Annotated in this window: 16 protein-coding genes; 10 read left to right on the top strand and 6 right to left on the bottom strand. The window is 41.7% G+C overall.

The window, feature by feature from the left end; genetic code table 11:
* The first annotated feature begins 9 nt into the window (after nt 1-9).
* The 7 genes from dut to G8D99_RS11805 all read left to right on the top strand — a co-directional run bounded on the left by dut (nt 10) and on the right by G8D99_RS11805 (nt 6,444).
* Entirely contained in the window at nt 10-462 is a 453-nt protein-coding gene (dut, locus tag G8D99_RS11835; RefSeq protein ID WP_166326169.1) for a dUTP diphosphatase, read from the top strand.
* A gap of 240 nt (nt 463-702) precedes the next feature.
* A complete protein-coding gene (locus G8D99_RS11830; RefSeq protein WP_166326166.1) occupies nt 703-2,130 on the top strand; it encodes a phosphomannomutase/phosphoglucomutase in 1,428 nt (475 codons plus the stop codon).
* Between the two features lie 34 nt (nt 2,131-2,164).
* A complete protein-coding gene (argB, locus tag G8D99_RS11825) occupies nt 2,165-3,076 on the top strand; it encodes an acetylglutamate kinase (protein ID WP_166326163.1) in 912 nt (303 codons plus the stop codon).
* Nucleotides 3,077-3,262: 186 nt separating this feature from the next.
* Nucleotides 3,263-4,111, top strand: coding sequence for a class II glutamine amidotransferase (locus tag G8D99_RS11820; RefSeq protein WP_166327758.1), 849 nt, complete (start codon nt 3,263-3,265; stop codon nt 4,109-4,111).
* A 252-nt stretch (nt 4,112-4,363) separates the two neighbouring features.
* Nucleotides 4,364-4,819, top strand: a complete 456-nt coding sequence (locus tag G8D99_RS11815) for a bacteriohemerythrin (protein ID WP_166326160.1) — start codon at nt 4,364-4,366, stop codon at nt 4,817-4,819.
* 180 nt (nt 4,820-4,999) lie between these two features.
* Complete coding sequence (locus G8D99_RS11810; RefSeq protein ID WP_227554325.1) at nt 5,000-6,082, top strand: SLC5/6 family protein; 1,083 nt, start codon at nt 5,000-5,002, stop codon at nt 6,080-6,082.
* Nucleotides 6,082-6,444 (top strand): RnfH family protein, encoded by a 363-nt coding sequence (locus G8D99_RS11805; protein WP_166326157.1) that lies wholly within the window; start codon nt 6,082-6,084, stop codon nt 6,442-6,444. The genes G8D99_RS11810 and G8D99_RS11805 overlap by 1 nt, the downstream gene beginning before the upstream one ends.
* Nucleotides 6,445-6,489: 45 nt before the next feature.
* Here the strand turns inward: G8D99_RS11805 and G8D99_RS11800 are convergent, their stop codons facing one another.
* Entirely contained in the window at nt 6,490-6,888 is a 399-nt protein-coding gene (locus tag G8D99_RS11800; protein WP_166326154.1) for an outer membrane protein assembly factor BamE, read from the bottom strand.
* 112 nt (nt 6,889-7,000) lie between these two features.
* Between G8D99_RS11800 and fur the strand changes: the two genes are divergently transcribed.
* Nucleotides 7,001-7,438 (top strand): ferric iron uptake transcriptional regulator, encoded by a 438-nt coding sequence (fur, locus tag G8D99_RS11795; protein ID WP_166326151.1) that lies wholly within the window; start codon nt 7,001-7,003, stop codon nt 7,436-7,438.
* A 63-nt stretch (nt 7,439-7,501) separates the two neighbouring features.
* Here the strand turns inward: fur and G8D99_RS11790 are convergent, their stop codons facing one another.
* Both G8D99_RS11790 and G8D99_RS11785 read right to left on the bottom strand, forming a co-directional pair.
* Complete coding sequence (locus G8D99_RS11790) at nt 7,502-8,620, bottom strand: PilT/PilU family type 4a pilus ATPase (protein ID WP_166326148.1); 1,119 nt, start codon at nt 8,618-8,620, stop codon at nt 7,502-7,504.
* Nucleotides 8,621-8,736: 116 nt separating this feature from the next.
* Entirely contained in the window at nt 8,737-9,774 is a 1,038-nt protein-coding gene (locus G8D99_RS11785) for a type IV pilus twitching motility protein PilT (RefSeq protein WP_166326145.1), read from the bottom strand.
* Nucleotides 9,775-9,900: 126 nt separating this feature from the next.
* Between G8D99_RS11785 and G8D99_RS11780 the strand changes: the two genes are divergently transcribed.
* Together G8D99_RS11780 and G8D99_RS11775 are read left to right on the top strand one after the other, a co-directional pair.
* A complete protein-coding gene (locus G8D99_RS11780; protein WP_166327754.1) occupies nt 9,901-10,587 on the top strand; it encodes a YggS family pyridoxal phosphate-dependent enzyme in 687 nt (228 codons plus the stop codon).
* Nucleotides 10,588-10,805: 218 nt separating this feature from the next.
* Nucleotides 10,806-11,579: a hypothetical protein gene (locus tag G8D99_RS11775; protein WP_166326142.1), complete on the top strand. Its 774-nt coding sequence runs from the start codon at nt 10,806-10,808 to the stop codon at nt 11,577-11,579.
* 92 nt (nt 11,580-11,671) lie between these two features.
* Here G8D99_RS11775 and G8D99_RS11770 read toward each other — a convergent pair whose 3' ends face one another.
* The 3 genes from G8D99_RS11770 to G8D99_RS11760 all read right to left on the bottom strand — a co-directional run bounded on the left by G8D99_RS11770 (nt 11,672) and on the right by G8D99_RS11760 (nt 17,553).
* Entirely contained in the window at nt 11,672-15,274 is a 3,603-nt protein-coding gene (locus G8D99_RS11770) for an AAA family ATPase (protein ID WP_166326139.1), read from the bottom strand.
* 9 nt (nt 15,275-15,283) lie between these two features.
* Nucleotides 15,284-16,534, bottom strand: coding sequence for an exonuclease SbcCD subunit D (locus tag G8D99_RS11765; protein WP_166326136.1), 1,251 nt, complete (start codon nt 16,532-16,534; stop codon nt 15,284-15,286).
* A gap of 104 nt (nt 16,535-16,638) precedes the next feature.
* Nucleotides 16,639-17,553, bottom strand: a complete 915-nt coding sequence (locus tag G8D99_RS11760) for a hypothetical protein (protein WP_166326133.1) — start codon at nt 17,551-17,553, stop codon at nt 16,639-16,641.
* Nucleotides 17,554-17,664: the final 111 nt, after the last annotated feature.

Here is a 17,664-nt window from a genome sequence, read left to right as displayed (position 1 = left end):
GGATTTAGTATGAAAGTTCAAGTTAAAGTTCTTGATCAACGTTTGGGTCAAGAGTGGCCGTTACCAACTTATGCAACTACAGGTTCTGCAGGTTTAGATCTGCGTGCCTGTGTAGATGGAGCGATTCAAATCGAGCCAGGTCAAACTGTGTTGGTAAAAACAGGGATGGCGATTTATATCCAAGATCCACAATATGCAGGTTTGATTTTGCCTCGTTCAGGCTTAGGTCATAAGCATGGGATCGTATTGGGTAACTTAGTGGGCTTAATCGATTCAGATTACCAAGGCGAATTGATGGTCTCTGTATGGAACCGTAGCCAAACTACTTTCACTTTAGAGCCAGGTGAGCGCTTAGCACAGTATGTACTCGTGCCAGTGATTCAAGCCGAATTTGATCTTGTGAATGAATTTGAAGCGACTGAGCGTGGTGCAGGTGGTTTTGGTCACACGGGTAAGAATTAATCAGTTAACTTCATTGCAATTGATGGAATCGGTATAATCGCTAAAAAGCCTGAAAAATCAGGCTTTTTAGCCTAAAATAAATAAAATATTACAAAAACATATACGAAAAAAATGTAATAAGATATATAAGCTATCAGTCTATTATTTTTATCATTTAAATTCTTATTCAATGGATTGTTATTTACAGCCTTGAAAATAACCCACTCATGTTGATTAGGTTGGCACACGCAGAACGTATTCATGAATCGTCATCAAATCCTTTTTCCTCAGCATATCTTTCGAGCGTACGACATACGCGGTCAGGTTGAACACTTAGATCCACGAGTGGTCTGTGCGATTGGCTATGCTTTGGCACAACAGTTTAAGCAGCAACAGCAATCTGAGATTGTAATAGGCTATGACGCACGCTTGACCAGTCCCTACTATGCACACCTTGTGGCTGAAATGTTTCATCAACAAGGTTTTAGCGTCACGGAAATCGGTTGTTGTGCCACGCCACAAATGTATTTTGCTGCACGTCAGACCCATGGCAATGGCATTATGGTGACGGCGAGTCACAATCCTAAACAAGACAATGGTATTAAATGGATTATTCAGTCTGAACCCCCGACGCCTGAAATGATTCAAGCGGTGGGTGCATGGGCAGAACAGTATTATTATCAATCCAACCTTGACTTGAAGCACCAACAGTTCAGCCATGAAATCAAGCCAGAATTTTGCTTGGCTTATCAAAATGCGATCTTGTCCGATATCCAACTCAAACGTCCCTTAAAAGTGGTTTTAGATGGTATGCACGGGTCTGCAGGGCGCTGTGCAGATTTGTTGTTGCAAAAAATGGGCTGTGAGGTTGTTTCAATTCGTTGTCAGGCGGATGGAAACTTTCCAGATCATGCACCGGATCCATCTTTGGCGATTCATCTCAGCCAATTACAAGACAAGATCACATTACATCAAGCAGATTTAGGTATTGCTTTAGATGGTGATGGTGACCGCGTGGTGATTCTAGATGAAAACGCTAAGATTATCTCCGCAGACCGCCTATTGTCTTTATTTGCACAATTGTGTTTAGACACCCATCCTGAACATGAGTTTGTCTATGATGTGAAATGCTCAACCATGGTCAAAAACACCGTTGAGCATTTTGGGGGGCATCCTAAAATGATTCGGACGGGCAGTAGTTTTATGCGTCAGTATATTTCTCAAACCCATGGAAAAGCCGTGTTTGGCGGTGAATATGCCGGTCATTACGTCTTTAACGATGGTCGTGGCTTTGGCTATGATGATGGGATCTACGCTGCATTACGTGTGATGGAATATCTGAGTCAACATGAAAACATAACTCTCTCCGATTTAATGGCCGCTTATCCTGAACGTTGTGGTACCGAAGACACCTATATCAGTACCTATGGCATTGTGCCGAAACGAGTACTTGATGTAGTGGAACAGCAGAGTACTCAATGCGGCGCAGAGGTGTCGAAAATTGATGGGATTCGACTTGATTTTCAGCATGGTTTTGGCATTATGCGAGCATCCAACACGGGCGAGTATTTTACCGTACGTTTTGATGCAGACATTCCATCGAATCTAGACGCAATCCGTCAAACATTTGTCAGCATGCTCAATGAGCAGTATCCACAGATTGCGCATGACATTTCCAATGCGCACTAATATTTAAGCCATATATCTATAGAGGGAGAGGCGAATGCCACATCAACAAACTGGCATCGACAAAGCTCAAATATTGACCGAAGCTTTGCCATATATTCAACGATTCACAGGCAAAACCTTAGTGGTGAAGTATGGCGGCAATGCAATGACTGATCCTGCTTTAGAAAGCTCTTTTGCACGTGATATTGTGTTATTAAAAACGGTGGGCTTAAATCCAATTGTAGTACATGGTGGTGGTCCACAGGTGGATTCATTTCTAAAACAGTTGGGTCGCGAATCTGATCGTATTGATGGGATGCGTGTGACGGATCCTGCAACCATGGAAGTGGTTGAAATGGTCTTGGGCGGTAGTGTTAATAAATCGATCGTAAATTTGATCAACCAACATGGGGGGCGTGCGATTGGTTTAACCGGTAAAGACGGCAATTTACTGCGTGCGCAAAAACTGTTGATGGAAAAAGTCGCTGAAGATGGTTCAGTCAAAAAAATCGACTTAGGCATGGTCGGTGAAGTGGTGGGTGTAAAAACCGACGTGCTTGAAATGTTCACCAAAAGTGATTTCATTCCAGTGATTGCACCTTTAGGTGTCGATGAAGAAGGTAATACCTATAATATCAATGCCGACTTAGTTGCGGGTAAAGTGGCTGAAGCTCTAGGGGCTGAAAAACTGATTTTACTCACCAATATCAGCGGTGTATTGGATGAAAACAAAAACTTACTTACCGGCTTAAGCACCCAAGAAGTCGATCGTTTGATTGAAACGGGCGTGATTTATGGGGGCATGATTCCAAAAGTCGGTTGTGCGCTGGATGCGGTCAAAGGCGGTGTCGTGAGCGCGCATATCGTGGATGGTCGTGTCCCACATGCGACCTTGCTGGAGATCTTTACCGATCATGGTGTCGGTACCCTGATTACCAATCGAAGCAAGCCTGCGCATAGCAAATAAATCAAAAAAGCTGATGTATAAACAAGCCACGTGATGTGGCTTTTTTTATTGCTAAAGAAAAAATTGAATCAGACCAAGGTTTAAGTTTAAATCGTTCAAAATATAGTCGTTTGCAGGAATTCTGATTTGCATGCCTGTACAGGGTCATGCACAATAAAACGGATAACTAAAAGCCAACGAATGACTATGTGCCAACTACTCGGAATGAATTGTGCAACACCTACGGATATTACTTTTTCTTTCCGTGGCTTTTCGCAGCGCGCAGGAATTACCTCAGATCATTCAGATGGGTTCGGTATCGCATTCTTTGAAGACAAAGCCTGCCGTTTGTTTGTCGATAACCAATCTGCAGTCGAATCTCCAATTGCAGAGCTGATTCGTAACTACCCGATTAAATCACGAAATGTGATTGCACATATCCGCAAAGCCACTCAAGGTAAAATTACCCTAGAAAACTCACATCCGTTTATTCGTGAACTGTGGGGACGTCAGTGGATTTTTGCACACAATGGTGACCTACATGGCTTTGATCCGAAACTCACCGGTAAATTCACCCCTGTAGGTAATACCGACAGTGAACGTTCGTTTTGTTATTTACTCGATCAATTGGTGGCGAAGTTTGGCTTTGTCGAGCCGAGTCTAGAGGAAATTTTCTCAGTCCTTGAAGAGATTTCTCCAAAAGTGGCAGAGTATGGCACCTTTAATTTCTGTTTGTCCAATGGCAAAGCTTTATTTAGTTATGCCACCACCAAACTGCACTGGATTGTACGTGAGTACCCATTTAAGCCTGCGCGTTTGATCGACTTGGATGTTGAAGTGGACTTTAGCGCCGTGACGACACCGGATGATCGTGTTGCGGTGATTACTACGGAGCCTTTGACAGACAATGAGCAATGGCAGGCATATCAACCGGGTGAAATGATTTTATTTCAGCACGGTAAACCGATTCAGCATGCTACAACGCATGTCGAGCGCTTGGCACGAGAAGCAGCAGACCCGAGTCTAAAACGAGTGACCAAAGCGGATCAGTACTAAGCGTTATTATTGAGCCAAGCTGACTAAATAATATACTTTATTAAGCCTAACTTATTGAAAAATATTTGATTATGCTTAATTAATAATTGAGTGTTTTGGTCGGGTTAAATTAAATTATTGATCGAAATCAATGGTTTGTATTATTTTTGTGTGATTTGTGTTAATTCCGACTAAGTTAGTTTATTTTTATTTGATCTTTTAGCCTATAAGATACTTGAAAAGCTATACAAATTAGTATTTTAAGGTGGTCGAATGAAGATGAAATGGGTGCCAGAATACAATACTGGAATCGATGTGATTGACGATCAACACAAACGAATTTTAGACTTTATTAACGAAATTGATGAAATCAGCGATCATACCGATCGTGTACGTATCAAACAAATCTTAAATAATATTATTGACTATACCCAGTCACATTTTACTTTTGAAGAAAGCTTACAAGAAGAAGCGGGGTATAAATATCGTGTGCCACATAAACGGGTACATGATCTGTTTATTAAACGCATTGAAGGTTATCGCGATCGTTTTGAACAAGGCCACTCTATTGAAAATGAGTTGCACGAAGTGCTGTCAAAATGGTTAATCAATCATATCCAGCACGATGATGCAGACTACGTCGGTGCAGTGAAAGAGAATATGATTGGCATTATTCATACCAATGAAAAGAAAAAAGGTAAAAACTGGTTTTCACGATTCTTTTCATAGCATTAAAAATCCGTTTCAACCTCTTAATCATAAAAATGAAGAGGATAAAACAAAGACAGCAAGGATATTATTCAAGCGCAGCAAATTATCTTTCGGGGTAGTTTGCTTTTTTCTGTCTAAACTTTGATTTTCCCGAATGACAAAGGCAAAATAGCACAAGACTTTTTCACGGAACTCGTCATGCAGGACACATCTATGTCACGCTGGTTATCGCCACTCATGGCATTTTGTTTATCATTTATGATTATCGTTGGGCTTGCACCAAGTCTGGGATTGCAGTTTGATCGACAAATTGATTTTTGGTTACTGTGGTTAGGCACCATGCTTTTCTTGGCACTGCCGATTGTTTTCTTAGAAATTGCATTAGCGAAAAGATCAAAAACATCCGCTTTAAATGCGCTTTCAAATTTGACCCGTGATGCCGATGCATCTCAAAAATGGCGGATTGTGGGATGGCTATCCGCAGTATTTATTCCATTTTTGGCCGGTGGTATCATCAAAAACATCGGCAATGTCGCAGTCAACAGTGCTGAGTTGGCATTGGATGCCAATATTGTGTTTATCGTTGCGGCACTGATTGCCTTTGGCTTGTCTTTCTTGGCACGTCAAATTTTGGTGTTAATCACAGCAGTGGGTGTGATTGCCTCAATTGTTTTAGCCAATATCTTAGGTACGCACGAATACGTTTGGAAAGTGACCCCGATTGAGTTTAAAGAGTGGGGCAATGCCACGATTTTGGCTCTAGTTGCAAGTGGTTTAGGTTTAGGGCTGTATTGGCAAACCAATCTGTCGTCTAATTCTACAACTGATGCAGCAAGTAAACGCAGTTTACCGATTTGGATTGCACAGTTATTGGCTGTGGTTGCCTTTGGTTATTTTGTGATTTCAGCGCAAATTCCGGCCTATGCGATTTTAGTGTCTGCGATTGCGGCGGCTGCACTGTTAATGCAAATGGCGAAAGAGCAATTGGCGCAGCGCCAGGTTGCAGTGGTGATTCAATTTGTGGTGCTGTTGCTGGCATTGTTGATTTGGGCAGTGCCGAAATTAACCACGATTCTTAATCCATTGCTTATGCTTTGGGGCTTGATCATCTGCTTGATTTATTCAATCTTTGTCGGTTGGATTATGAAAATCAGTCATTTGCGTAAAGCCATGAATTTTAGCAGTGAAGTGTTTTATAACATTTGGCGTATTGCGGTGCGCATCGTGTTACCCCTTTCAATTTTGCTTGCGATCATTTCATTCCTAGGACAGTTGGTTTAATGAATGCGTTGAATTCTTCGGCTGAAACTTTGCAGACCCATGTGCCTGTCGCTAAAGTTTGGGTGGCTTATGCATCAGAACAGCAGCAGTTTCATGTTGATGTGCTGTTTGAATCAGGTATGACGGTTTTAGATGCCATTCAAAAAAGTGGTATTGACGCATTAACGACCTTACCTGAGCCGTTAAATGTCGGGATTTTTGGTGTTAAGGTGAACGATTTGAATCAGGTTTTAAATGTCGGTGATCGGGTTGAAATTTATCGTGCGCTGACCATTAACCCTAAGGATATTCGAAGAAAACGCGCTAAAGCCAATCCGAGCAGTAAGTATTGTCGCAGTAATCGCTTTAAACAATTGAACTGATGAAAAAAACCCCTCACAGAGGGGTTTTTTTTTATTCTAGATTCACTATAGTGGAGGCGCATTCAAGATCGCTTCTTTTGATGCAGGCAAACCCGGTTGAGATTCAGGAATCGTTTCTAAACCTTCAATTTTATTGACCACGCCAGCTTCATCAAAATAAACCTTTAAGTGTTGACCTTGCGCTGCAGGAATTTTTGCTTTTTTCGCATAAGTTCCCGGGATGTAGTTATACAGGTAATCCCAACGTAAAGGATTTAATGGATCGGTCACGGTTGGACTGCCGAGTAAAAAACGCACTTGTTGATAAGTCATCCCGACTTGTACTTTTGATGCTTGGGCTTGGGTAAGCGGTGTTCCTTGAGGAATATCAACTTTATAGACACCGAAGATAGAACAACCACCCAGTAAAGAAGCGACGAATAACGTCAGCATGATTTTTTGCATTTTGCTACACTATCCCAAATTAATTATGATGCATTTGATCCAAGGATAGATCATACTGCATCTAAACACTGTTGCATATTCCAACTTAAAATTTGTTGAGAGACCTTTTTATATGCCTATTTCCAATCAAGATTTACGCAAAGCTGGACTTAAAGTTACCCTTCCACGAATCAAGATTTTGGAATTATTGGAAAACTCAAGACAGCACCATTTGAGTGCTGAAGACATCTACAAGACCTTACTTGAACAAGGCGAAGATGTCGGTCTAGCGACTGTATACCGTGTGTTAACGCAGTTTGAAGCAGCAGGTATTATTCAACGTCATCATTTTGAAAATAATCATTCCGTTTTTGAAATCATGCAAGACGATCATCACGATCATTTGGTCTGCTACAACTGCAACAAAGTGGTGGAATTCACCAACGATGTGATTGAACATGAACAGCATGAAGTAGCGAAGAAAATGGGTTTCACACTTACTGGGCATTCACTGAATCTATATGGTTACTGTGATGCACCTGAGTGCCAAGAAGCTTATCGTAAGAAGTAGTCTGTTATCAAAAAAAGAGCTCGATTTGAGCTCTTTTTTTTGTGTTTATAATTTTAGATTCATTTATTGACGATCAAAAGTGAGTTTAGAACCTGAGCCTAATAACTGCTCACTACTTTCTTCCGAAAGTTTAATTTGCAAACGTAAATCATTGGCGGAGTCGGCATGGCGCAGAGCATCTTTGTAGCTGATCTGACCGCCTTTGTAGAGGTCAAATAAAGCTTGGTCAAAGGTTTGCATGCCAAGTTCACCAGAACGTTTCATCAAGTCTTTGATTTCATGTACATCGCCTTTGCGAATTAAATCCGCGACCAATGGTGAATTGATCAAAATTTCAATCGCAGCACGGCGAGATTGTCCATCAATAGTAGGCACCAATTGTTGGGCAATAATCGCTTTTAAATTCAGTGACAAGTCCATAAACAATTGACTGTGACGATCGGCTTCAAAAAAATGAATAATACGATCAATCGCTTGGTTGGCATTATTGGCATGCAAAGTTGCAAACACCAAATGACCGGTTTCAGCAAAGGCAATCGCATAATCCATGGTTTCACGTGAGCGAATCTCACCAATCAAAATCACATCGGGTGCTTGGCGCAGGGTGTTTTTTAAAGCCACTTCAAAGGAGTCGGTGTCAATACCGACTTCACGTTGGGTAATGATGCAGCCTTGATGCTCATGAATAAACTCGATTGGGTCTTCGATGGTAATGATATGACCTTTAGAATTGCGGTTACGATGCCCAATAATCGAGGCCAATGAGGTCGATTTACCCGTGCCTGTCGCACCAACAAAAATGATGATGCCACGCTTGCTCATGGCTAAATCTTTTAAAATTGGCGGCAGTTTTAGTTCTTCAATACTGGGAATTTTGGTTTCGATACGACGCAGCACCATGCCCGGTTGATCCCGTTGCTGAAAAGCACTGACACGAAAGCGTGCTGTTTTATCTTTGTTCATAATCGCAAAGTTACATTCACGGCTAATCGCGAATTCTTTACGTTGTTTATCGGTCATGATTGAATGAATCAATTGCCCAATAATGTCGCCATTCAATTTGGTTTTGACGACAGGGACGATTTCACCATGAATCTTCATGGAAGGTTCAACATCTGCGGTAATAAATAAATCAGATGCTTTGTGGGAAATCATCAAATCCAATAGATCATTAAAATCCATGGCCGTACCCCTAAAATGGATCACAACGCCTGTTCACAGATTGAATACAATGCGCTTGATTTGCACATTGCATGTGTCGATCTTCAGATTTGAAAAGACGTCAATTTTTTTTGCTGTTATAAAAATGCTTCAGGTTGCTTCGCCGCCGTACGTGCAATCTGAGGACTAATAATGCCTTTAGAGACCAGTGATTTTAAACTCTGATCCAATGTGGTCATGCCATAGTTGGCACCGGTTTGGATGGCAGAATACATCTGTGCCACTTTGTTCTCACGGATTAAATTTCGAATCGCAGGAATACCAATCATGATTTCGTGTGCCGCCACTCGACCACCGCCATTTTTCTTGAGTAGCGTTTGCGAAATCACCGCTTGAAGCGATTCAGACAACATGGCACGGACCATGTCTTTTTCTTCAGCAGGGAACACGTCAATCACACGGTCAATGGTTTTTGCCGCAGAGGTGGTATGTAGCGTACCAAAGACCAAGTGACCGGTTTCCGCAGCAGTTAGCGCCAAGCGAATGGTTTCAAGGTCACGCATCTCACCGACCAAGATAATGTCCGGATCTTCACGTAGCGCAGAACGAAGTGCTTCATTAAAGCCGTGCGTATCACGATGCACTTCACGTTGGTTGATCAAGCATTTTTTTGATTGATGTACAAACTCGATCGGGTCTTCAACGGTTAAAATGTGGTCATAACGATTTTCGTTGATATAGTCCATCATCGCAGCAAGGGTGGTCGATTTACCCGAACCTGTAGGGCCAGTGACGAGAACAATACCACGCGGGTATTCACAGATGTCTTTGAAGATTTGTCCCATGCCCAAATCATCCATCGATAATACTTTCGATGGAATGGTACGGAATACCGCGCCTGCACCACGGTTTTGGTTAAAGGCATTGACACGGAAACGTGCCACGCCGGGCACTTCAAATGAGAAGTCAGTTTCAAGTTGTTCTTCAAAATCACGGCGTTGCTTATCGTTCATGATGTCATAAATCAAACGATGCACATCTTTATGTTCTAAGGCCGGCAAGTTAATGCGACGTACTTCACCATCGACACGAATCATCGGTGGCATGCCCGCCGATAAGTGTAAATCCGATGCCCCATTTTTGACTGAAAACGCCAATAACTCTGTAATGTCCATAAATTCCCCGAGTTCATATAAATCTTAATTATTTTGTTAGAATAATGATAATGCTTTCCCATAGCTTAACCAACAGTTAGTGCTTGAGGAAAGAAAAAAAAGATGAATTAAATGAGAAACATGTCAATGAATAGTCTTCAACAAGCCAGAATACAGGTGTTACAACAGATTCAAACTGCATGTGAACATGCCCAACGCGATCCATCTGAAGTACAACTCTTGGCAGTTTCTAAAACCCATCCGAGCGAAGCTTTGGCAGAAATGTACCAAGCAGGACAACGCGCATTTGGTGAAAACTATTTACAAGAAGCCTTGGATAAAATTGAGCAACTCAAAGATTTAGAGATTGAATGGCATTTCATAGGTCATGTACAACGCAATAAAACCAAGCATTTGGCGGCAAATTTTGCTTGGGTACATGGGGTCGATCGTTTGATTATTGCAGAGCGATTATCGAGTCAGCGAGAAGCGAGTCAAGCTCCCTTAAATATTTGCCTACAAGTGAATATTGATGCACAAGATACCAAAGATGGTTGTCAGCCTGAAGAAGTGGGCGAGTTGGTTAAAGAGATCAGTCAGCTTCCAAATTTAAAACTACGTGGTTTGATGGTGATTCCTGCACCGAATCATCCACAGGCTTTTATCGATGCAAAAACTTTATTTGAACAAGTGAAGTCTGAGCATGCACATCCTGAACAATGGGATACCTTGAGCATGGGCATGTCTGGTGATTTGCACGCCGCGATTGCAGCGGGTTCAACCATGGTACGGATGGGAACGGCTTTATTTGGCGCAAGAGATTATTCGAAATAATAAGGTTTTAATCGATGCTCCCAAATCAAAATCTTTAAATTTGCCTCGATCTGATCGGGGCTTTTATCTGACGATAAAAATTGCAATTCGTACAAATAATAACAAATTGATGTCAACCAATTTTAATATTGGCTTTTATACTGTTTAGGGTGGCTAAAGAATAAACAGTATTACTCCTCAGCCTGACGCTAATAATCATGATAAAAATCGGGTGTACTATGAAACCAAATCAAGTGTTGTTATTTCTGTTGTGTTTAATCTTCGGTTTAACACTGTCTGCATGTAGTAAGAAAATGGAAGAAGCCGCTTCGGACAGCACGGTCGTCGCTGATGCCACATCGCCTACGAATAGCGAAATGGCCAATGCCACTGTTGCTGAAAATGAAAAACTTGGGACACAGTGGGGCGATGATGTGACCTCTAATGTTACCAGTGTGGATTTAGAACGTCTAAGTGACGAACCTGTTGCGCAAACTTCGGTACGTTATGCCAATAAGAATTATCAAGGCAAATCAGTGAATAGCTTATCTGTGGCTTCAGGCATGGTCAGTTTTGCTGTACGGGATGATCAAGGTAAATCCCTGCCTTTAGTACGTGATGCACAACAGTATTTTCTAACCGCCAAAGAAGGGCAGAGTTATACACTGCATTATGAAAATCATTCTGATAAAACTTTTGAAATTGTGGCCAGTGTGGATGGCTTAGATGTGCTGACCGGTAAGGAAGCATCGAAACGTGCCAGCGGTTATGTGTTGCATCCACATCAAAGTTTAGAGATCGAAGGCTTCCGCAAAAGTGATTCTGCTGTGGCATCCTTTACCTTTGGTAAACCTGAAACCTCTTACGCAGCCAATAGTCAACATGGCTCGATAGACAATACCGGTATTATTGGCACTGTAGTGTATGAGCTTGAAGCGGTGGAACCTGTTACGGTAGATGCAGCAGATGATGGTTATGCCAAAGCGCCGAATGCTTTTCCTGCAGACAAATAAAAGCTAGATATCAAAAAGTCCGCCTTAAAAAGGCCATCATAAAAAAAGCCCATAGATTGGGCTTTTTTTTGGCTTATGGTAATCGTATCAATTTAACCGACAATATGCAGGGTACTTGCCCCTGAACCGAGTGGTTTAACTTGGATTTGCACGGGAATGCGTTCATGCATTTCTTGAACGTGGGAAATGAGTACCACTTTACGACCTTGGCTTTGCAAATGATCGAGTGCATTCATTACCATGTGTAAGGACGCGGGATCGAGTGTCCCGAAGCCTTCATCGATAAATAAGGATTCAAGTTTCATTGAACCCGATGCCATATTGGCAATCGCAAGTGCCAAAGCCAGTGACACCAAGAAAGTTTCACCACCCGACAGAGAAAGCACAGGGCGGACTTCGCTATTCATATCTAGATCAATAATCGCCAAACTTAAACTATTTGGTACCCGATGTAATTGATAGCGTGGTGCCAATGGTTGCAACTGTTGATTGGCGTATTCCACCAAGATGTCGAGGTGATGTTCTTGCGCAATCTTCTTAAATTTGGTGCCTTCTTTATGTCCAATCAAATCATAAATACGTCCCCAACGGTATTCTTCAGCTTTGATGTGTTCAATTTTGCTTTGATATTTAGCATAGGTCGCCTGATTGTTGGCATTCATACCTAACTTGGCAGCAATCTCATTGAAGCGATTTTGTTGTTCCGTTTTTTCTTCACTGAGCGTATTTAAAGCCTGTTCAATCTGTTCAAAATCATGCTCAGGCTGCAGTTTTAAATGGGCCTGATACTGTTCTTCAAGTAAATTCCAAGCGGTTTTGGCATTTTCCAACAGTTGTTTTTGATTGTTGAGTTGATGACGAATTGCTTGATGTTCATTCAAATCAATGGTCAGACATTGCTCAATGATATTGAAGCTAATCTGAGGATGATTGAGTTGCCACAATTGAATGCTGTGCTCGGTTTGTTCCAATTGTTGTTCAAGCTGTTGCAATTGGGTGACCAAAGATTGAAGTTTTAAATTGGCTTGATTGAGCTGCGTTTCCGCTTGCGCGGTTTTATGTTGTTGCGCTTCAAGTTGCTGTTGTAAATCTTTAGCTTGCTGTTCTAAAGCATTTTGCCACTCTGCAGCAACCCGATATGCCTGACCGGCATAATCGCTCGTCAGCTTTGATAATTGCGCTCGAAGCATTTTGCCGTGTTCAATTAGCTGATCACGTTCAAGCGTTAACTTATCAAAATACTGTTGCTCGGCATGTAGCTGATACTGAATTTTCTCGAGTTGCTGTTGCTGGTTGAGTAGCGCGTTGTCTAGTTGTTTATGCGCATTTATATGTGCTAGACGTTGTTGCAATTGTTGTTGAATGTCTTTCAACCACAGGCGTGGCGCTTGAGTATTAAAAGGTTCAGGCAACTTTTGCTGAATCGGCTCAATCAGTTGTTGGAGGCTCAGATGTTGCTGTTGCAGTAAGCTATGCTGTTGCAACTGCTGTGCAGTACTGCGCCATTGTTGCAGCACAGCTGACATGGTTTTTTCTTGCTGATACAGTGTCTCGGTTTGCTTGGTGATCTCTAAAATGCGTTGCTCAACCGTGTTCTGCAACAACCCTATGTCAGCATCCTGCTTGAGGTTTAAACCGCATTCATTTAATTGGCTGAAAGTGTGTTGTCTAGCCGCTGTGTTCTGCTGATTTAAGCGTACTAAATGTTGTTGTTGCTGTTCGATCAAGGTTTCGCGTTTGGACAGCTGAATATGTTGCTGCTGTTGTTGCTTAAGCAAATGCTGGTATTGATCACGCGCATCGTTCAATTGTTGCTCGTGCAGTTGCTGTAAACCTTGTTCTAATACGGCATGAGGGTCTGCATAAGGGTGTTCATGGCTACCACAGACCATACACGGTTGATCTGTTTGTAACTGCGCACGTAATTCCTGCACGCTTTGTGCATGCAATAAGCGTTGCTGTGCCAAGACTTGTTCAAGTTGTTGTAAAGACTGTTGTTCAGTCACCAGATTGTGTTGAAGCTGCTGAAGTTGGCTCTGCTCAATTTGATACTGATTTTGCTGAGTTTTTAAATCATCCTCAAGCTGTGCCGCTTGTTGCATTTGTTCAGCCAATTGAACAATGTGGCGTTGCAGGGCATCTAACTGATAGCGCTGTTGTTGAAGCGTGCTGTGCTGTTGTTGCAGCGCCGTCAATTGTTGTTCAAGCTGATCTACGCTTTGATGTTCTGCTGACCATGCTTTGAGCTGTTGCTGTGCGATATTGATCTGTTGTTCAAGCTCACCTAAGCTTAAAGATACATGCTCAGGATGCCGTTCTGCCAAGATCTGTTGTTGCTTTGCATAAGCGGCAAGCGCTTGTAAGGTACTCTGCGGTTCTTGATCAAACACCTGTAAAAAACTGGTCTGATCAAGCTGCTGCTGTGTGTGGCTGATTTGCGTTTGCGTACTGTGCAGTTGGCTGGTGTGCTGTTGTATCTGCTGCATTAAAGGCTGAATACGATTCTGCTCAAACTGTTCATGTTCAGCATGGATTTTTTTATATTGGGTGGTAATACTGTTGATCTCATGATCGAGCTTTAAACCCGCTTCCAAATGCGGGCGAATATCCTCACGAGTTTTTTGAAACTGTTGTTGCTGTTGTTTTAATGCCACCAATTTAGATTGTTCAGTTGCAAGCTGCTGTTGAATCTTGGCAAATTCAGCTTGAAAGGTGTGTTGCACTGTTAGAATCTGTTGTTTCTTCGGCTGAAGCTGGCTGCGTTGTATAAATTGTTCACGCACCGATTGAAATTGATCGAGATATTCAAGTAGCTGTTGTTGCGCGACAGACTTCTGTACGGCATCGAGTTGCACATCGTAGACCTCTTTTTTGCCCTGTACATCGGCATACATGCGATCACGGTCTAGATGCCATTTTTTCTCATTGTCTAAAAGCTTTTCCGCTTGTTGTAAATTTTGCAGTTGCAGGCTTTGTGCAGCTTGTTGCTGTTGCAGTTGTTCAATCTCTTCTTGCGACAACATTTCAATGTGTCCAATCAGATTTTCCAACTCGATACGTTGCTGTTTTACCTGACTGAATTTTTCAGCCGCTTTGATACTGACCAAACTAAAAATATGCGAATTGGTCAGATACTCGAGTAAATCTGCACGCTCATGATCTTTGGCTTTTAAAAATGCACCGACTTCCGATTGCGCCAGTAACACAGCACGGGTGAACTGTTCAAAACTGAGTCCAATCAATTTCTCTACAATGGGTGTGGCTTCAGAAATTTTATGATTGAGCAGCACCTGATCATCAAGGCAGGTAATAGCACGTTCTACTTTTAAATTACCATCGACTTTATTGCGTGCCCGGCGGATTTCCCAACGTGCTTGGTAGCGCTTGCCATCAAGTGCGATAAATTCTAGTTCTGCAAAGCCAGAAGTCGTACCACGACGTAAAATATTTTTAGAATCTTTAATCGAAATGTCCTGACCACCGACATCCTTAAGGCTACCGGCTGCACCACTTAAGCGAGGCACTTCGTTATACAGCGCAAGGCACATCGCATCGAGTAAAGTCGATTTTCCTGCACCGGTTTTACCTGTAATGGCAATCAGACCGGCATGGGCAAGGGGAGCGCTGTCAAACTGAATATGATGCGTGCCCGCCAAAGAGGCTAAATTATTTAAACTTAAACGTAAAATTTTCATGTTTAACCCTTATCCCTGTTTCTCATCAAGATCATGCTGTGCTTCATGCAACAATTGTTGAAAATCCTGCAATACCGCGGGATCAGGTTCATACCCTTGTTTTAACCAAATATTGGCAAATAACGATTCAGGGGTCGGAGGGGCTAGGTCAATTTTTGATTCGTTGTGCTGATCATCCGCAGTTTTTTGGTAGATGCGGCTGATGCGCAATAGACGATAACGATCTTTAGGTAAGGCCAATTCAATTTGTTGACGTAAATCCACAGGAGGCGGCGCATCAGTGGTGTATTCAATTTCTAAAAAATCACGTGCTGATAAATGAGCAACTTCACCTGACGGAAGCGCTTTAATCTTTTCGATCAAGTCTGGAAGTTCTGCTCGAATGCGAATCAGTCCGACAGTACGTGGAATGAAGATCGGTTGATATTGAAAACGTGTGTCGTCACTTTGCGTTGGATCAATGGTGACCTCAAGCACTTGATGTTTGTAGTTGATCTCACTAAAAGACAATGGAATCGGAGAACCACTATAGCGGATATGCTCTTGTCCAACTTTCTGAGGCTTATGCAAATGGCCCAAAGCCACATAATCAATCACATCATCAAATAACGCCGTGGAGAGGGCCTCTTCATTGCCAACCACAATCGGGCGCTCAGAGTCCGAAGTTTCACCGCCTTGCATATGCGCATGTGACATTAAAATTAGGGCTTGGTCATCTGACTTACGGGCTTTGGCTTCCGCAATCAGTTGTTGATGAATATAGGCAATCGCAGACTGATTATTGCTGGTGTGTTCATTGAGTCCTGTAATTTCAGCAGGGCGGAGGAAAGGGAGTGCGAGGCACCATGCCACAATTTGTTTTTGTTCGTTATAAATCGGAATGAGTAGGCGGTCTAAATCAATTTGACCGTCATTATTTTTATGGATGACACCGACGGTTTTGGCATTGAATTTTTCCAGTAAAGGTTCAACTTGCTCAATGCGATAGCCTGAATCGTGATTGCCTGCAATCATGAGTGTTTGCATATGCGGCGCAAGGTCATGTGCATCGGCAAGGAATTGGTATAGCTGTTTTTGCGCAGAGGATGCAGGGTTAATGACATCAAAAATATCACCTGCGATGAGCAAGGCATGCGGCTGTTTTTCTTTGATTTGATAGAGTAACCAACTTAGAAATTGGGTATGTTCATAATCCCGATCATGGTTATGAAAAAACTGTCCTAAATGCCAATCAGATGTATGTAAAAAACGAACGCTCATAATATTTACTCAATTCCCCTGTAAATATAGTAGCGATTCTTGACCAATAAATCTGTGTCCTTGGGAAAGAAAAACGACAGTTTATGTCTTAATTTTGGAGATGACTATTTTCGATTTCCTTTCTTTCTATTTTTTAAACGTTGCTGTTGGTTTTGAGTCAACATAGCCTGTGGGTGTGATGCTGTATGCACAATATTTGGCTTATAGTAATGCTGTAAGATAATCGGACAGCAGAAAATTACCCACCAAATGCACACATTGGTTGGAATCAATTGAACATATATATTTGTCAGGTATGCCATCAGTGAAATAAACATACAAAAAAGCGCTTCAAAGGTGGACAATTGTTGTGTTGAATAACGTTGAATATGTTCCTGTGTGGTGGCTTTTACATCTGATACATAAGAAGAACTATATTTATTCGGTAGATACTGCAAGATTAAGATAAAATTTTGAAATAGATACAGCGCAGAAATACCCAGCAAAAAATATTGCAAAATAAGCAGTAAGTGATCAGCCCATGTTTGAGTGACATTTGAATCTGCAAGATGATTAAGATGAATAAAATGCTCGACACTTAGAATAATAATGATGACACAGCTACCCAAACTCAAAATAAAACGACTGAATGCATGATGTTTGAGAGGGAATAAGGCGTGTATGATGGAGAATAAGCTAAACAATACAGCGACCAAACTGAAAAGTTGTGTCCAGATTGAAGTAAATGCCAATAGATTTTTACTGTACATCCAATACAGTAATCCCAAACTGAATAACAAGCTTGTCCCTTCATTCAAACTGGTCTTTAAGTATTTGTCATGTTCGATCCACATCACCAATAGATAGACGAAAACAAAACTATAAACCCAAAAGTTGATATGCGATTCGATCTGATAGACGCCTTCATTTTCGAATTTACCGAATGCCAATAAACTTATAAAAGCACTCACAATGAGGTAAATCAAAATTTTTTCAATATTTCGAGTCACTTGATAGCTTTGATAAATCAGTCCAGACATGAGTGCCAACATATTCAACGGGATTAAACGTTGTTCAGTTTGAAAAAGAACAACAAAGATATATATGTAGAAAGCAAGGACAATCAACGTCAGTCCAAACATGATTTTGGA

The organism is Acinetobacter lanii, from assembly GCF_011578285.1.
GTDB classification, from domain to species: domain Bacteria; phylum Pseudomonadota; class Gammaproteobacteria; order Pseudomonadales; family Moraxellaceae; genus Acinetobacter; species Acinetobacter lanii.
This window is presented reverse-complemented; position numbering and strand designations above follow the sequence as displayed.

What these genes read in the sequence shown, in the direction of transcription:
- dut (WP_166326169.1), top strand. Translation starts at nt 10, where the DNA reads ATGAAAGTTCAAGTTAAAGTTCTTGATCAACGTTTGGGTCAAGAGTGG.
- G8D99_RS11830 (WP_166326166.1), top strand. Translation starts at nt 703, where the DNA reads ATGAATCGTCATCAAATCCTTTTTCCTCAGCATATCTTTCGAGCGTAC.
- argB (WP_166326163.1), top strand. Translation starts at nt 2,165, where the DNA reads ATGCCACATCAACAAACTGGCATCGACAAAGCTCAAATATTGACCGAA.
- G8D99_RS11820 (WP_166327758.1), top strand. Translation starts at nt 3,263, where the DNA reads ATGTGCCAACTACTCGGAATGAATTGTGCAACACCTACGGATATTACT.
- G8D99_RS11815 (WP_166326160.1), top strand. Translation starts at nt 4,364, where the DNA reads ATGAAGATGAAATGGGTGCCAGAATACAATACTGGAATCGATGTGATT.
- G8D99_RS11810 (WP_227554325.1), top strand. Translation starts at nt 5,000, where the DNA reads ATGCAGGACACATCTATGTCACGCTGGTTATCGCCACTCATGGCATTT.
- G8D99_RS11805 (WP_166326157.1), top strand. Translation starts at nt 6,082, where the DNA reads ATGAATGCGTTGAATTCTTCGGCTGAAACTTTGCAGACCCATGTGCCT.
- G8D99_RS11800 (WP_166326154.1), bottom strand. Translation starts at nt 6,888, where the DNA reads ATGCAAAAAATCATGCTGACGTTATTCGTCGCTTCTTTACTGGGTGGT.
- fur (WP_166326151.1), top strand. Translation starts at nt 7,001, where the DNA reads ATGCCTATTTCCAATCAAGATTTACGCAAAGCTGGACTTAAAGTTACC.
- G8D99_RS11790 (WP_166326148.1), bottom strand. Translation starts at nt 8,620, where the DNA reads ATGGATTTTAATGATCTATTGGATTTGATGATTTCCCACAAAGCATCT.
- G8D99_RS11785 (WP_166326145.1), bottom strand. Translation starts at nt 9,774, where the DNA reads ATGGACATTACAGAGTTATTGGCGTTTTCAGTCAAAAATGGGGCATCG.
- G8D99_RS11780 (WP_166327754.1), top strand. Translation starts at nt 9,901, where the DNA reads ATGAATAGTCTTCAACAAGCCAGAATACAGGTGTTACAACAGATTCAA.
- G8D99_RS11775 (WP_166326142.1), top strand. Translation starts at nt 10,806, where the DNA reads ATGAAACCAAATCAAGTGTTGTTATTTCTGTTGTGTTTAATCTTCGGT.
- G8D99_RS11770 (WP_166326139.1), bottom strand. Translation starts at nt 15,274, where the DNA reads ATGAAAATTTTACGTTTAAGTTTAAATAATTTAGCCTCTTTGGCGGGC.
- G8D99_RS11765 (WP_166326136.1), bottom strand. Translation starts at nt 16,534, where the DNA reads ATGAGCGTTCGTTTTTTACATACATCTGATTGGCATTTAGGACAGTTT.
- G8D99_RS11760 (WP_166326133.1), bottom strand. Translation starts at nt 17,553, where the DNA reads ATGTCTGGACTGATTTATCAAAGCTATCAAGTGACTCGAAATATTGAA.